This window comes from Bartonella sp. B17 (genome assembly GCF_053795755.1).
Genome location: NZ_CP200032.1, coordinates 776,022 through 792,718, shown reverse-complemented (window position 1 = coordinate 792,718; position 16,697 = coordinate 776,022). Strand labels below are relative to the sequence as shown.

Annotated in this window: 13 protein-coding genes; 9 read left to right on the top strand and 4 right to left on the bottom strand. The window is 37.1% G+C overall.

The window, feature by feature from the left end:
- The first annotated feature begins 186 nt into the window (after window positions 1-186).
- From V4B18_RS03485 to V4B18_RS03465, 5 genes are all read left to right on the top strand, one after another.
- Window positions 187-1,218, top strand: a complete 1,032-nt coding sequence (locus V4B18_RS03485) for an AAA family ATPase (RefSeq protein ID WP_455476431.1) — start codon at window positions 187-189, stop codon at window positions 1,216-1,218.
- A complete protein-coding gene (locus tag V4B18_RS03480) occupies window positions 1,218-2,129 on the top strand; it encodes a DUF58 domain-containing protein (RefSeq protein ID WP_455476430.1) in 912 nt (303 codons plus the stop codon). The genes V4B18_RS03485 and V4B18_RS03480 overlap by 1 nt, the downstream gene beginning before the upstream one ends.
- A complete protein-coding gene (locus tag V4B18_RS03475; RefSeq protein WP_455476429.1) occupies window positions 2,126-4,924 on the top strand; it encodes a DUF4159 domain-containing protein in 2,799 nt (932 codons plus the stop codon). The genes V4B18_RS03480 and V4B18_RS03475 overlap by 4 nt, the downstream gene beginning before the upstream one ends.
- Window positions 4,921-7,026, top strand: a complete 2,106-nt coding sequence (locus V4B18_RS03470) for a glutamine amidotransferase (RefSeq protein ID WP_455476428.1) — start codon at window positions 4,921-4,923, stop codon at window positions 7,024-7,026. Before V4B18_RS03475 ends, V4B18_RS03470 begins: the two co-directional genes overlap by 4 nt.
- A gap of 238 nt (window positions 7,027-7,264) precedes the next feature.
- Window positions 7,265-8,167 carry a metallophosphoesterase family protein gene (locus V4B18_RS03465; RefSeq protein WP_455476427.1) on the top strand — a complete coding sequence of 301 codons (903 nt, stop codon included), beginning with the start codon at window positions 7,265-7,267 and terminating at the stop codon, window positions 8,165-8,167.
- A 32-nt stretch (window positions 8,168-8,199) separates the two neighbouring features.
- On the opposite strand, the gene V4B18_RS03460 is transcribed toward V4B18_RS03465, so the two are convergent.
- Both V4B18_RS03460 and mnmA read right to left on the bottom strand, forming a co-directional pair.
- Window positions 8,200-9,108, bottom strand: a complete 909-nt coding sequence (locus V4B18_RS03460; RefSeq protein WP_455476518.1) for a cation diffusion facilitator family transporter — start codon at window positions 9,106-9,108, stop codon at window positions 8,200-8,202.
- Window positions 9,109-10,693: 1,585 nt separating this feature from the next.
- Complete coding sequence (gene mnmA / locus V4B18_RS03455) at window positions 10,694-11,923, bottom strand: tRNA 2-thiouridine(34) synthase MnmA (protein ID WP_455476426.1); 1,230 nt, start codon at window positions 11,921-11,923, stop codon at window positions 10,694-10,696.
- Window positions 11,924-12,269: 346 nt separating this feature from the next.
- Here mnmA and sciP point away from each other — a divergent pair, with 346 nt between their 5' ends.
- Window positions 12,270-12,545, top strand: coding sequence for a CtrA inhibitor SciP (sciP, locus tag V4B18_RS03450; RefSeq protein WP_455476425.1), 276 nt, complete (start codon window positions 12,270-12,272; stop codon window positions 12,543-12,545).
- Window positions 12,546-12,673: 128 nt separating this feature from the next.
- Here sciP and V4B18_RS03445 read toward each other — a convergent pair whose 3' ends face one another.
- Window positions 12,674-13,060, bottom strand: a complete 387-nt coding sequence (locus V4B18_RS03445) for a flagellar export protein FliJ (protein WP_455476517.1) — start codon at window positions 13,058-13,060, stop codon at window positions 12,674-12,676.
- Between the two features lie 607 nt (window positions 13,061-13,667).
- On the opposite strand from V4B18_RS03445, the gene ctrA reads away from it, so the two are divergent.
- Window positions 13,668-14,369, top strand: a complete 702-nt coding sequence (ctrA, locus tag V4B18_RS03440) for a response regulator transcription factor CtrA (RefSeq protein ID WP_455476424.1) — start codon at window positions 13,668-13,670, stop codon at window positions 14,367-14,369.
- Between the two features lie 165 nt (window positions 14,370-14,534).
- Here the strand turns inward: ctrA and chpT are convergent, their stop codons facing one another.
- On the bottom strand, window positions 14,535-15,173 hold the full coding sequence (chpT, locus tag V4B18_RS03435) for a histidine phosphotransferase ChpT (RefSeq protein WP_455476423.1): 639 nt from the start codon (window positions 15,171-15,173) through the stop codon (window positions 14,535-14,537).
- Between the two features lie 215 nt (window positions 15,174-15,388).
- On the opposite strand from chpT, the gene V4B18_RS03430 reads away from it, so the two are divergent.
- On the top strand, window positions 15,389-15,985 hold the full coding sequence (locus V4B18_RS03430) for a DUF1134 domain-containing protein (RefSeq protein WP_455476422.1): 597 nt from the start codon (window positions 15,389-15,391) through the stop codon (window positions 15,983-15,985).
- A 26-nt stretch (window positions 15,986-16,011) separates the two neighbouring features.
- Window positions 16,012-16,671 carry a hypothetical protein gene (locus V4B18_RS03425; RefSeq protein WP_455476421.1) on the top strand — a complete coding sequence of 220 codons (660 nt, stop codon included), beginning with the start codon at window positions 16,012-16,014 and terminating at the stop codon, window positions 16,669-16,671.
- Window positions 16,672-16,697 lie beyond the last annotated feature (26 nt).

Below are 16,697 nucleotides of genomic sequence, written 5' to 3'. Positions count from 1 at the left end.
AAGAAAATTTTTCATTACATCGCTTAATAAAACACATGTTACGCATTAAAAAGTGGATTTTCTATCTGCACATAAATGCAAAAAAATATTATACTTCTTTTCTTGTCATTTTCTGCTACAAATTATGGGACGTTCATTATCATGCAAAAATTATCAATGTTGCGATAAATGCCCTAAGGAAAAAATATGAGTCAAAGCGATACATTATCCAATTCTATTGAGACGGCCAATATCAGTAATGAAGATCAAATAACTATTGATGATATTGATACAGCGTACAAACAATTGGATACTCTACAACAAGAAATTGACAAAGTTATTTTTGGCCAAAATCATGTAATCGAATATGCTTTAACAGCTATTTTAGCTGGTGGGCATGCCCTTCTCGTTGGCGTTCCAGGGCTAGCAAAAACGCGTCTTGTTGAAACATTAGGAATCGTATTGGGAATTAGTGAAAAACGCATCCAATTTACACCTGATTTAATGCCATCGGACATTATCGGCTCTGAAATTATGGATTTAGACGAAAATGGTAAGCGTTCTTTCCGTTACATTCAAGGCCCTATTTTCACCCAACTGCTTATGGCTGATGAAATTAATCGTGCCTCTCCACGTACGCAATCAGCTCTTTTACAGGCTATGCAAGAATATCATGTAACCGTTGCAGGCACTCATTATGAATTGCCAAAACCTTTTCATGTACTTGCAACTCAAAATCCTCTTGAACAAGAAGGAACTTATCCACTTCCTGAAGCGCAACTAGATCGTTTTTTAATGCAAATCGATATTGACTATCCTGACTTGACAACAGAACGACGTATCATTTTAGAAACAACAACTGCAAAAAAACAAAGCGCAAAATCGGTTTTATCGACAAAAGAACTGCAAAAAATTCAAAAAATCGTCCGCAAAATGCCTATCTCAGAAAGTGTTGTTGAAGCCATTTTAAAGCTAGTTCGTTCAGCACGCCCTCATAAAGATAACATCCTTGCCAATACTTACGTTGCTTGGGGTCCTGGTCCTCGGGCATCGCAAGCGCTTTCACTTTGTGCTCGTGCGCGCGCTCTCTATCATGGACGTTTATCTCCCTCTCTTGATGATGTTGAAAAATTAGCTCAACCCGTATTACAACACCGTATGGCGCTTAATTTTTCTGCACGTGCTGAAGATATAACCATAAAATATATTATCGAAAATCTTGTGAAAGATGTCCTCTAATGGCCATTGGCAAAAAAGTTTTGAAAAAGTCTCCACTGTCACTCGCCGCAAAGCTGCATAAAGATGCGGCAAAAATGCCATACTTTCTTTTAAAAGCACGCTTGATCGCCAATACACTGATAAAAGGAGGACATGGCCGACATAAACGCGGTAACGGAGAGAATTTTTGGCAATTTCGACCTTATGTTGAAGGTGAATCCATTACACACATTGACTGGCGCCGCTCAGCGCGTGATGAGCATACTTATCTACGTGAACATGAATGGGAAATGACACAGACGGTTTGGATTTGGCCTGATCAAAGCACTTCCATGCATTATTGCTCACGCTTTTCTAAAAATTCTAAGAACGATCATGCCATCATTCTTTCTCTTGCATTAGCAATACTTCTTGCGCGAAGCGGCGAACATATTGCGATTCCCAATTTAATGCCACCTACAATAGCATCTAATGTAGTGGAACGCATGGCGCTTGCTTTTACAAATTATCAAGCAAATAATCCATTTCCAGATTTTTCAGTCATTACGCGTTTTTCACATGTCATCATAATAAGTGATTTTCTTGATTTTCCCGAAAAAATCATTCAAGATTTTAAAACTTTATCTGCAAAACAGATCACTGCTCATTTAATTGAGGTTGCAGATCCTGCAGAAGAAAACTTTCCCTACACAGGTCATACAGAATTTCTTGACCCTGAAACAAAAGAAAAACGTATTTTGAAAAAAGCAGAAAATTTGCGTGAACAATATCACAAATCATACCACGCAAGACGACAAGAATTGAAAAATTTTTGCGCACGCCAAGGATGGACCTATCAAGTAAGTACAACCGATCAGTCCTTAACAGAAGTTATTTTACAACTTGTAAATAAAATAAACGACTCTTCATTTTCTACAAGGAGGTCACTTTGAGTTTTGGTGCCCCCCTACTTTTATTAGGACTTTTATCCCTACCAATTATTTGGTGGCTTTTAAGGATAATGCCTCCTGCTCCGCGCAAAGAGCTTTTCCCCCCTTTGCGTTTTTTGCCTAAGACAGCAAATCAGCAAGAAGCTGCAAACCATGCACCTTGGTGGTTATTGTTATTACGCTTAACCATGGCAACACTGGTTATTATCGCTTTAGCACAGCCTACTTGGAATCCAAAACCTATTACTCTCTCAGGATCTCAACCTCTTGCGCTCATCATCGATAATGGTTGGGCATCTGCAAAAGAATGGAAAAAACGTATTGCTGTTGCCGAAACCATCCTTGCACAAGCAGAAAAGCACAAAAAAAATATTTATTTTCTCGCCACAGCTGAAAACGATATTTTTAATATTGATCCCTTACCTGCAAAAACTGTAAAACAACATTTAATGCATTTGCAACCCAAACCATGGCCTGTTAACCGTGTGCGGATACTAAAAAAATTTATTGAAAAAACCAAAAGCCAACCTCTTGATCTTGTATATTTGAGCGATGGATTATACACAAACGAAGATGATCAGGCTTTTACCCTCATCGAACAATTAAAACCAAAAACATTTTTGTGGTATTCAACTGATATTTCCGATTTAATTGGCATAACAGCCATAGATAACTATGGGGAAAATATCAAAGCGCACATCATTCGTGCAACCACACACGGTAAAGCTGTCGTCAGTTTAAATCTTTATGATTTAAACAATCAATTCCTTGGAAATTTTACGAAAAATTTTCTTGAAGGAGAAGAGACAGCTGTTATTCCCTTTAATTTACCACTTGAATTACGCAATGATATCGCATCAATTAAAATCGAAAACCATGCTTATGCTGCTGCAACCTTCTTAGTTGATAGCCGTAATCGCATAAACCGCGTTGCTCTTTTATCACCAAGCATAAATGAAATGGCTCAGCCCCTGCTTTCGCCATTTTATTACATTATAAAGGCGTTGCAAGATCATACACAGCTTATAACAGCGGGAGGAAGAGAGCTTTCAGTTGATATTGATCATTTGCTTCAACAAAACCCTTCTGTTTTTATTATGGGTGACGTTGCCAATATGTCAAAAGAAGCAGAACAAAAGTTATCTGATTTCGTAAATAAAGGGGGCACACTCATCCGCTTTGCAGGAGAAAACTTGAGTGCCACAGAACATCATGATAATCTACTTCCAGTACCACTACGCCCTGGTAAACGTCTGCTTGGGAGTGTTATGTCTTGGGCAAAACCGCAAAAACTTGCACCCTTCGCAAAAAATAGCATCTTCTTTGGCTTTCAATTCCCAGAAGACGTTACAGTATCGCGCCAAATCTTAGCAGAACCCAGTTCAGATCTTTTTGAAAAAACATGGCTCAGTCTTGCTGATGGAACACCTCTTATTACAGCAGCCGGTCGTGGCAAAGGAACACTCATCCTTATTCATATTATGCCCGACATCACATGGTCCAATCTCCCTCTTTCTGGTTTTTTTGCACAAATGTTACAAAAGTTAATCACACTCAGTAATTATGAAAACAAAAATCCAACACAGATGAATACAACAATGCGTCCTTGGAAAACATTAACCGGTGATGGTCGGCTGCAAACACCTCCTTCTCATGTTATTCCTCTCGTTATTGATGCGCAAAATCCTCCCTTGCCTTCTTATCATACCCCACCTGGGCTTTACGGATCAAAAAACAATCTTCATGCGCTTAATCTCTTAAATCACTCGTCGCGCTTGATAAAACAATCGCCATTGCCGACCTCCTTAAGTGCGACCCCTCTATCTTACGATATAAAGGAGAAACATCTCATTGGGTCACTTTTAGGATTAGCCATCTTACTATTCGCCCTTGATAATTTTTTAGCTTTATGGATGGGAGGTACTTTTTTTCTCCATCAACGAAGCAATATGCTTTTCTTGCTTCCCCTCACAACAGGTCTTATCGCCTTATTTTTATATGTACCAGTCATTCATGCACAAACTATAAAAAATGACGATGAAGCCATAGTACAAGCAGCTGGTGCAACGCATCTTGGTTATGTCATAACTAATAATCATGAAATCGATACAACAAGTAAAAGTGGGCTGGAAGCATTGAGCCAATTCATCGCGGAACGTACAATGCTCTCACCAGGCTCTGTGGTAGCACTTGATCTCGATAAAGATGAACTTTCTTTCTATCCTCTCATTTATTGGCCCATTGATGCTAATAGTCCCTTACCAACACAAAAAAGCCTTGAAAAAATCAATAATTTTATGAAACATGGAGGAACAGTTTTATTTGACACGCGCGATCAAATAAGCACTGATCTTAGTCTTGAAGGAGATGCCACCCCAGAGACACAAAGATTGCGAACAATATTAAAGGGATTAAATATTCCAACCATTGAACCAGCATCCGCTGATCATGTTGTTGCACGTTCCTTTTATATTATGCCAGATTTCCCTGGTCTCTACCGTGGTTCTCCTTTGTGGGCTGAATCATCATCAATGAATAAAAAAAATAAAAATGCCCTCACTACCGGTGATAATGTGAGCTCTCTATTTATCACTGCTAACAATTTTGCTGGAGCTTGGGCGTTAGATGAAAATGGCATGTGGAAATATCCACTTATTTCCAATGATTCTACGCAACGCCTGTGGGCATTTCGTGCAGGATTAAATATTGTTATCTATGTGCTTACAGGGAACTATAAAGCAGACCAAGTGCATGTTCCTGCATTATTGGAGCGCTTTAATAGAGAAAGAAGGCAATGATATCATTTTTAACTTTTCAGCCTTTCTTACCTATCACTTGGATTCTCTTATTAGGAGGGATATCTACTCTTTTTGTCATTATTGGTCTGATTTTGCAGCGTAAAGGATCTTTATTGCGCCTTTTGGCATTGACCTCGCTTATCCTTGCTTTACTTAATCCAATGATCATAAAAGAGCAACGCGAACCACTTAAAAGTACTGTTGGTGTTGTGATCGATCGCAGTCAAAGCCAAACATTTGGCACACGTACAAACGATAGTGAAGAAGCACTTGTGCAATTAAAAGATGTATTGGCTCGCTATCCGCAATTTGAACCACGCTTTATTGATGCTGGAAGACTTGAAAATAATCAATATGCGTCTACAACGAATTTGTTTCATGCCTTAACGCAAGCTATATCCGATGTAGTACCATCTCGCTACGCAGGAACAATTTTGATCACCGACGGACAAGTACATGACATTCCGCCGTTATCAGAACTTTACCATAAAGCACCTATCAATGCCCTCATAACGGGAAAACAAAACGAATTTGATCGTCAAATTAAATTCATTGCTCCTCCTCGTTTTGCCCTAATCAATAGACCACAAACGCTCTCTATTTTAGTAGAAGATAAAGGCCAATCCAAAAAATCTTTGCCAACGCAAGCAAACATTATTGTAAGTGTTAATGGTCAAGAAGTTGGCCATTACTCAGTCATCCCAGGAACCATTTTTCAAACTGAGATTACTCTTCCCCATGCTGAAAAAAATATCATTCAAGTGACAACCGATACGCACAAAGGTGAATTAAGCTTTGAGAATAACCGCGCTATAACTGTTATTGAAGGTATTAGAGAAAATTTGCGCGTTCTCCTCATTTCAGGAGCACCTTACAATGGTGAACGTACATGGCGAGATCTTTTAAAAGGTGATTCTAATATTGATCTTGTTCATTTTACTATTCTGCGTCCTCCCAGTAAAGCAGATAACACGCCATTGAGCCAATTGTCCCTTGTCGTATTTCCTACAACAAAATTATTTGTTGAAGATATTGATAATTTTGATCTCATTATCCTTGATGGTTATCAACATTCTACGGCTTTTCCATTAATTTATTATGATTATATTGCTCAATATGTGCAAAATGGTGGCGCATTACTAATGGTAACGGGACCTGAATTTACCCAAGAATATTCGCTTGCTAAAACGCCTTTGATAAGTATTCTGCCCGCATTACCAAATGGTGTTATTATTCAAAAACCTTTTCGCCCTACAATCACACGAGAGGGTGAACGTCATCCCGTTACACGGGATCTTGCAACACCCACGTATCCAGCGTCTCAATGGGGAAAATGGCTACGACAAATTGCAATCCAAAATGCAGACAAAATGACCGCTCTCATGAAGGGAGCTGATGAGCAACCACTTTTGCTTCTTTCTCATGTTGGCAAGGGGCGTGTAGGCATGTTGCTCTCTGACGAAAGTTGGCTTTGGGCACGAGGTTTCGAAGGTGGAGGACCTTATGCAGCTCTTTATCGTAGAATTTTTCACTGGCTTATGAAAGAACCAGAACTTGAAGAAGAAAAATTGAGCACCACAAGTGATCATCTCCATTTAACAATTCGTCGCCAAACGCTTAAAGATCAACCAGAGCCGGCTGAAGTAACCTTTCCTTCTGGAAAAAAAGAAACTATCACCCTTATTAAAGAAAAAGAAGGTGTATTTACAACAACAATTAATACCGATGAAACAGGGATTTTTACCATCACAAATGGTAATCTAACAGTACTCTCTTCTATGGGAGTACTCGATAATCCCGAATTATCTGACTTAATTTCAACGGAAGAAAAGTTAGCCCCCATCGGTAAACACACTGGCGGACACATTATGCGTTTACATGACAAAGGAAAAGAAGATATTAATCTTCCCCCTATCAAATTGCTTCAATTGAAAACAGAACAAATCTCTCCGCTTGACCACTCAATTGTTCTAAAAGACGCAACTGAAACCCGTTTAATCAATGTATCTTATTTTTCCGCCTTTTCTGGTTTTTTTGCACTGATCACCTGTTTTTTACTGTTGAGCAGTATGTGGCACCGCGAAAGCTATTCAAAATCTTAAAAAATTCCTTCACTTCATGCAAACGTTGCCTGCCATTATCATGTTTTTAAATATACACCAAGAATGTAAATAATAACCTACTATTCAGCCTTTAGGAATCCTAAAAACAAAATATAAACTTTACCAAAACTTTCCGACATTATTTACAAACCGCTTATCATTATACAACTTTCTCTTGTTTTCCTAATATACAAATCTTCCTATACTCTTTTTTATTGCTTAAATTGTTTTCAGCGCTATGCTATTGTTTATGTTTTATCTTGCCCATATATCGGATGTACATCTTTCACCTTTGCCACAACCTTCCCTGTTGGAACTTTTTGGGAAGCGCCTTACGGGTTATCTTAATTGGCAAAAAAAGCGTAAAGGGCAAATGGAAACAAATGTCTTAGAAATTTTAATAAATATCTTAAATGAGAAAAATCCTGACCATATTGTGATCTCTGGTGATCTAGTCAATCTTGCTTTAGATAAAGAATTTAAACAAGCACATACTTGGTTGCTTAACCAAGGTGATCCTCGAAACATTTCTTTAACATTTGGAAACCATGATGCCTACGTTCGTGGAACCTTCCGAAAGGCATGTGCACTCTTTCAACCTTGGATTAAAGGTGATTTGCCTCAAAAAAATGATCTTCCCTTCCCTTATATGCGTATTCGCGATAATATCGCCATTATAGGTGCTTCTTCTGCTATTGCTACACCTCCTTTTCAGGCTTCTGGATATTTTGGTAGAAAGCAAGCAAAAATTTTATCGCAACTTTTAAATGAAGCTGCAGAACGTAACCTTTTTCGTGTCGTAATGATACATCATCCCCCCTTTTATCATGCAACTTATTGGCATAAAAAATTATGGGGTATAGGACGTTTTCTAGAAGTTATAAAAAATAACGGATGCGAACTCATTCTTCACGGACATACCCATCTGCCCACACTAAACATCATCGAAGGAAAAATGGGAAGAGTTCCTATTATCGGAGTTTCTTCCGCATCGCAAGCTTTCGGTGACAAAAAACCACCAGCTGGTTTCAACTTATTTGCCATTGAACGCTCTCATCATCAATGGCACTGCCAATTGCAACGTTATAATATTATCAATCAAAAAAATGACATGATATGTACCGAAAAAATTGATCTTTAGCGTTGAGTCAAAAAATAATTAGTAAAAAATCTTTATATCAAAGGAATAACTGTTGTACTAGGAGGTAATTTAGCTTCATCTTCAGGTTCTACATGAATAGAAACATGCACATTGTCAAACTCTTTTTCAAGTACATTCTCAATTTTATTACAAATCTGATGTGCTTCTCCTACCTGCATTGTGGCTGGCACAACCAGATGAAACTCTATAAAAGTGACTCTACCTGCAACACGCGTACGCAAATCATGCACTTCGAGCGCGCCATGTGCATTTGTGGAAATAAGATCACGAATCCGCATAGTTTCGCTTAATTCAACTCCAACATCCATTAATCCTTGAACAGCATTGTTAATAACTTTTCCTCCTTGAAAAAGAATATTAACAGCAACAATTACTGCCAAAATCGGATCCAAAATAGCCCATCCTCCTATAAAAGCAGCAATTAAACCAACCAAAATGCCAAATGAAGTAAAAAAATCTGTTATGAAATGTATTCCATCAGCTTTAAGAGCTGGTGAGCGGTGGATTTTCCCCTGCCTAATAAGAATCCAACCCCATGCGTAATTTATAATACTTGCAGCAAGATGAATAACGAGCCATATTCCAGGTTTTTGCAATAACTCAACAGTCGAGAGAGCTAACCATGCTTCTCTTAAAATCATAACTGCTGCAACGATAATCAACACTCCCTCAAGAATAGCAGAAAAATACTCCGCTTTATGATGTCCAAAAGGGTGATCTTGATCTGCTGGCTTCATACTCACTTTAATAGCTAACCATGTTGCCAATGCTGCAAGCATATTGACAATTGATTCCAAGGCATCAGAATAAAGTGCAACCGAACCAGTGAGATAATATGCCCAATATTTCAAAGCAAAAACAATACAAGCGACAAAAATAGAATAGAGGGTTAAGCTTTGTATATTGACTTTTACATTCATAACCACAAACTCTGCTTTAAAACTGAATAGTTATAGCATTTTTAATTATACACTTTATGATGTTCTGACACGTCGCTCATATTTCCTCAAGAGCACAAAAGCTTCAGAATACAATAAAACGACTTCTCACGCCCCTATTGTTATTTTCAAAATGCCTTTACCATAACGCAACAGATATCAATAATGTGGATATTATTAAAAAAAACAATCAGTTCCCAAGAAAAATTATCTATTATTTTCTCATATTGTCATGAAAATGCATCACACTGACGCATCATTTATCAATCTTTTAGATAAAAATTACACCAATCAACATTGCAAAAAGGCTGCTCCACATTCCGTTGCAACCTTGCTCCTTTTACTTATAAAAATATTGAGATCGTTAAAAACCTTAAAAAATATTTTTAGAAACAACAAAAAGGATAACCACCCTAAAAAAAGAATCTGGGCATTGGGGGACCCAGATTCTTTTCCCTTACCAAGTAAAGGCACACAGGACTTAGGAAATAGCGGGGACCTAAGACCCCATGCCCGATACGAATACAATGTACCGCACCCGGTATTTGTAAACTATACCTATGATTGTATTTTGTCAATACAAATTCTATCATAGGTTTAAAATAATGAATTTTTTTCTTCCCTTTATTCAGAACCAAAATAAATATTCTCCATCTAGAAATTTGAAAAAATAATACTAAAAGTTTCTCTATGAATTTTAAACAACAACAATCCGCAAAACCAGTAAGTAGCTCACATCTTGAAAGACTATTACGACATTCACAAAAGAATCTGTTAGGAGGAAACATTCATTTATTACCGAAGGCAAAATGATATTATCAGCGTTATTGCGTTTGAAAGAATTTTTTGCTCTGCTTATTATTTACAGCGGTAAAATGCCTTCCCAAACTTAGACCTATTTTAGAAGAAACAAAGTCTACATATCTCATTTATCGCGTTCCATAAAATTATGAATAATATTACATGCAGGCTTCCATGTTCACCGTGATATATTGGGTATTGATAAACGCAAAACGCTTCTATCATTAAAATTTTTTACAAAGTTTTCCAGAAAAAGCTTTAATTCTGGTTTCATATGGTATCTTTAATCATGATGATATGAGAGTAATTTTCGCAAAGCCACCGCTACCTTTTGTCAGTAAAGCATTATCATTGACAAAACCTCATGCAATCCGTTTTTATTGCAAATAAATTATAGTTTTTGCCAATGCCTCTCTTAAAGATATCCCTATATACAAAACGCTAACGTAAACAACATTATAAAAGCTTTAAATGACGTAGATTTTCATCTTTATGCGCTTTTTCCTTCTAGTTCACGCTCCTCAAACAAGCAAAAGTAAAAAAAAACAGATAACACTTATTTTTGACAGAAGATGACGGATTTCCAGCCCATGCTTTGCAACAATCAGAAAATTTGTACATCCCTATGACTTAAGCTTACGGCTTTGATGACCTCAATATCACCACAGTATCAGATCTCACGCTAACACATTTTGCCGATTCTAATAAGCTTTGTAAAAAGCAATAACACCCAAAATTATAAAAATATCTCACGAGCATGTATATTTTATTTGCAAGAAACGTTTGTTTTAAATTCAGAAGGAGCAGCAATTTTTGTTTCTAAATTACATAAAACGCGTTGCAACATCATTTCAGCACCAGCAGCACGTTTTGAATGTGTAACAAATCCCCCCCCAAGGACACGTGCATCATTACTATTTTCATCATAAAAAACACACGCCTGCCCTGGAGCCACACCACTTTCACATTCCAACAAGTCAACAGAAAAAATTCCCTCTTTATAATGTAGACGAGCCAGATGTGGAGGACGCGTTGAACGAACCTTTACAGCTACCTCAATACCATCGGAAGGAAAATTGTCTAACCGCTCATCTCCAAGCCAATTTACGTCACGCAAAAAAAGCTTACGTGTTTCCAGCATTTCACGTGGACCAACAATAACGCGCGCATTTTCCACATCGAGATAAACGACATAAAGCGCTTCCCCCGTTGCGACACCAATACCACGTCGTTGACCAACAGTATAATTGACAATTCCCGAATGTTTGCCCAAAATTTTTCCATCAATATGCACAATAACTCCAGGGTTTGCCGCTTCTGGTCGTAACTTTGTGATAACATCAGAATATTTTCCTTGCGGAACAAAACAAATATCCTGACTGTCATGTTTATTGGCAACAACAAGACCCATTTCTGCCGCTATTTCACGAACACGCGCTTTGGGAAGGCTTCCAAGTGGAAAACGCAAATAATCAATCTGTTCTTGTGTCGTTGCAAAAAGAAAATAACTTTGATCACGCTCAGAATCGATAGGGCGAAAAAGTGCTCGATGCGTACCATGAGAACGACTGCGAATATAATGACCTGTTGCTAAAGCATCCGCACCAAGTTCGCGCGCAGTCGCTAATAAATCAGCAAATTTGACAGTCTGATTGCACGCCACACACGGTACAGGTGTCTCTCCATGTGCATAACTTTCTGCAAAAGGATCAATTACAGCTTCACGAAACCGCCTTTCATAATCAAGAACATAGTGAGGAATTTCTAACATCTCCGACACACGACGAGCATCTTCAATGTCTTGACCAGCGCAACACGCACCTACACGATGTGTTGCAGCACCATGATCATAAAGCTGCAGTGTAATCCCAACCACATTATAACCTTCTTTTTTTAAGAGACCTGCAACAACCGACGAATCAACCCCACCAGACATTGCAACAACTATACGGGAATTTTCAGGACGCCCCGGCAAATCAAGACTATTTAAAGACATACATTTATTCTCTACTTAAAATGTGTAATATTAGGGAATACTTTATGGACACTCTTTATCGTTTTTTTATATTATTTTTTTATTCTTTCCACAACCAATAGTCTCACTTTTAAAAAAGCAGCTAAAGCAAAAAAAACACAAATTAAAATACAAAAAATGTTTTTTGCCCTTTTATAAAAAATCCTATAAAAACATTATGATAGACTATTCTATCATTATCCCATATCTTTTAGATGACAATTCATTTCATTTATTTTTTCTTTTAATATGTAAAATGCTTAGCTTTTTTTTAAAGGTTCCTGTTTTATCAATAAGTCAAATCCTTGACCAAAGACAGAAGAATACAATGACTGATTTGACAAAAACACAAACGAAATATGTTATTGGGCCAGATGGAAGTCCACTTACAATCGCCGATCTGCCGCCAAAAACAACAAGGCGTTGGGTGATTCGTCGCAAAGCCGAAGTTGTTGCAGCTATCAGAGGTGGATTGTTAAGTCTTGATGAGGCGTGTCAACGCTATAGCTTAACTGTAGAAGAATTTCTTTCATGGCAAAGTTTAATCGATGAACACGGCTTAGCTGGATTACGGACGACTAAGATCCAAGATTATAGACACTAACTGCTATTAATAATAATTGGATCACAGCTAAAATGACTACTTAAAACAGCCAGATTTCATAGAGATCTGGCTGTTTTTTGCCTTTGCACATAAATCTTCAAGAGTCTATTTTTCAATGACTGCTTTTATCATCCAGTCATTGAATTGGATTGAATTAAAGTACTGTTATCATCTACCGCTGTTGTACCTTCCCGCACATCAAGAAGCTGTGCGCGTTGCAATTCTGTATCAATTTCATATAGAGCAATTTCAGCATTTGTTTTCCTAAGCTGCAAATCACGAATCGAATTTATAAGATTATCACGCCTTTGCCGCGCTGCACGTGCAAAAGCTGAATAAGCAAAATGATGAATATCACTATTTCCAGATTTACGTTCTTCACTCGTAATTTGGGCTTCTAGCTCTAACACCATTCGCTCAAACTCCGTGATCATCATCTCAAGCTGTGCAATTTCACGACGCTTCTCGCGTGCTTGAAACATCTTCAATCGCACCATACTTTCCCGCGACTTCATACTCATTACTCCTTGATTACACTAACCCCAAATTCGCATTCGCACTATTACGCACGTTCTTAAATTGTTATCTGTCTGAAGAAAACAGACCATTATTTTAATATAATTAAGCTTTTTTAGCCTTCCCTAAAACATCTGCGAACACAACCAGCTTTAAAGGGCAATAACTGTGTTTTACTCTTCATTTCCATTATAATAAAATGAAGACATTTAAAGCCCGGTAAATAAATACTATAATTATAAAAAGGAATTTGAAATAGTCTATTATAATTTTAAAAAAATAATAGAAACAGCATGGATGTCTCTCTATGTGCAAAGCAACTTATTTCGTCAATAACTTTAAATATACGATTTCCAAAAAATAATTTTATTAACCCCTTTTAAAAATAAAAATGTTTTGTTAACCACTATCATACATAGTGGGAAATTATCGTAGATTGGGGAATTCAGTGGTGATTGTTACGCGTACTGCTGAAATGTTCATGGACTCTTTGTAATAATAAGTGTCTGTTTTTATGAATCATTTTTTATAAACAGTGGTTTTACCAACTGTTGTAAAACAAAGCAGCTCCGCTTGATTCCAAAGGAGCGAAATGAGGGATCTAAGATGCGCGTATTATTAATTGAAGATGATAAAGCAACCACTCAAAGCATTGAGTTAATGCTAAAATCAGAAAATTTTAATGTTTATATCACAGATTTAGGTGAAGAAGGAGTCGATTTAGGTAAGCTTTATGACTATGATATCATTTTGCTTGATCTGAATTTACCTGATATGTCAGGTTATGATGTCTTGCGGACACTAAGATTAGCAAAAATAAAAACCCCTGTTCTTATTCTTTCTGGCATGGGAGCCATTGAAGACAAAGTGCGTGGTTTTGGCTTTGGTGCTGATGATTACATGACAAAGCCTTTTCACAAAGAGGAGTTAATTGCCCGTATTCATGCAGTTGTGCGTCGCTCTAAAGGTCATGCACAATCAGTCATTATCACTGGCGATCTCGTCGTTAATCTTGATGCAAAAACAGTTGAAGTTGCAGGAAACCCCGTCCATTTGACTGGTAAAGAGTATCAGATGCTAGAGCTTTTATCTCTACGCAAAGGTACCACACTAACCAAAGAGATGTTTCTCAATCATCTCTATGGTGGAATGGACGAGCCAGAACTTAAAATTATCGATGTCTTTATCTGTAAATTGCGAAAAAAACTGGAAGCAGTGTCTTCTGGTACAAACTACATTGATACAGTTTGGGGACGTGGTTATGTGTTGCGTGACCCAGTTGAAGAAAATGTACGCAAAACAGCTTAAAACAATAAAATATATATTGAAAAATCTCGGAAAGCGGGGCCGAGATTTTTTACATAAGATTTTCTAGAAAAAATGCTTGTAAACCAAGTGGCTTAAAAAGTCACTCCATACCAATAGGACTCAAGTTCCCTCTTCTCAAACACAACTTAAACCATTTTATTTTTCTCAAAGTTTCTTCTCACTCGTCAAAACAATAAAACTGTCACTTTCATCTATGTTTAGCTTCATGGCTGTCATCTCAGAAAGTAACAGAGTGTAATAAAACTGGATCATATGAGCATCAATGAATTCTTCTTGAATTTTTCCACTATATAATTCAATAAAATGAGAAGGAATACGTAAAATTTTACCGCAAATCTTAAATTGAAAAGTACGTTTACTTTCACTTTGTAAAATTGTAACTATTATTTCACCACCACGCGAAACTGTTGCATTTGCAATCAATAACAAATTAAGCAAAAGCTTAACTTCATCTTTTGGTAAGAGGAGTGCGGGAGCTTGCCATTTTAAAACTGCTTTTTCTTCCTTCATATATTGCTGAGCAACCTGCTCAGCAGAGCGCGTATCTATTTGAGATCCAACAGCCCCTGAAAAACCAAAAGCCAATCGCGCAAATTGCAAACGTGCAGAGGCATTTGCAACAGACCAACGCACCAATTGCAAAGCATCTTCCTCAGCTCCTCCTTCATCGTAGAGCTCCATCGCATTTTGAATAGCACCAATGGGTGAAATCAAATCATGGCAAATTCGACTACAAAGCAGAGCAGCAAGATCGATAGACTTCAAAGAAACAGCTAACGTCATAACTATTGATAACTCCCAGATTTTTTAAATAATAGTGTTTTAAAGCAAAACTCTTAACATCTCATGCACACATGCATGCAAATTTAACAAGCAAGATAAACTTTTAAAAAATAAATTCAGTAATTTAAATAAGCTTTCATCTTATTTTTTATTTGAATTGAATGAAAATCCTAATATTATCTCTTTGTTTGTAACTAATAAAATGGAAAAATCTCATGGCTCTTTCTTTCTTGTTACGCTTGTATAAAGGTAGCATATCCTTCATATTCCTTTTATTCGTAACAATAAATACTGCACACACACAACCCCAACCAATAGAACAACACGAACCACATTATTCTTTGCAAGAAATTATTGATTCTGGTCATATTTTTTTTGGAAAAACTGCAGGTAGTATCGCAGCAGCAATTGAAAATATCTTTTCGCAATATGGTTATCCCAATGCCTATATTTTAGGCGAAGAAGCTTCTGGTGCTTTTTTTGCTGGATTAACCTATGGCGAAGGGCAACTTTTTACAAAGCTTTACGGTAAACATAAAGTTTTTTGGCAGGGACCTTCTGTGGGATGGGATTTTGGTGGTCAAGGTTCCCGCTTAATGATATTAGTTTATGATCTCAATAATATAAATAATTTGTGGGGACGCTATGGCGGTATTTCAGGTTCGGCCTATCTAATTGCAGGTGTTGGCTTTCACGTTCTAAAACGGAAAAATGTTTTGTTAATTCCAATACGCACAGGAGTTGGTGCACGTCTCGGCATCAATGTAGGATATTTGAAATTAACGCCTAAACCGACGTGGAATCCATTTTAAACGGATTATCATTGAAAAGGGGAGCTATGTTTATTCAATCGTTGCTTTTTTTTATTCTTGGTGTTGCCTGTGTTGCTTGGTTATTAGTGCTTTTTGCTCCTCTTATTTGGCAAAGAGCTATTCACTTCGCGTATAAATCTGTTTCTGCACAAACTCCATCATCAGTCACAGAAATGCAAGCAAATTATGATTTCCTCTGCGCCCAACATGCTGTAGAGTTAGTACGCAATGAACAAAAATACAACACTTTACAAAAAAAATATGACCAACAAAAAATACAACTTAGCCAAACAGTAGAACAGCTTTATCGATTATGTTTTCCCACACAATGTACTTCTTATCTCCCTCATAAAGAATCTATTGCAATAGAGAATGAACAAAATACTCTTGCAGCAGATAATTTTATAATGGAAATCAAAATAATGCGTAAAAAAATTATACACTATCTGCAACATTTAGAAAAAATTCAAAAAAGCGAATTTGATTCTGCTATTAATCCTAAAATTATAGATGAACTGCGCGAAGAAACAAAAGAATTAGCTGCAACATTAGCAGCTCAAATAGCTTTGCAAGAGGGACAATCTTCACCCATCAATACATTGACGCAAAATTCTAAAAACAAAAATGATCTAGCATCCCGCATTCACAAAAAAATAGCTCTCGCCTCCAAAACATCCCTTACATAGATTATCAATTTTGAATAATGCAAAAT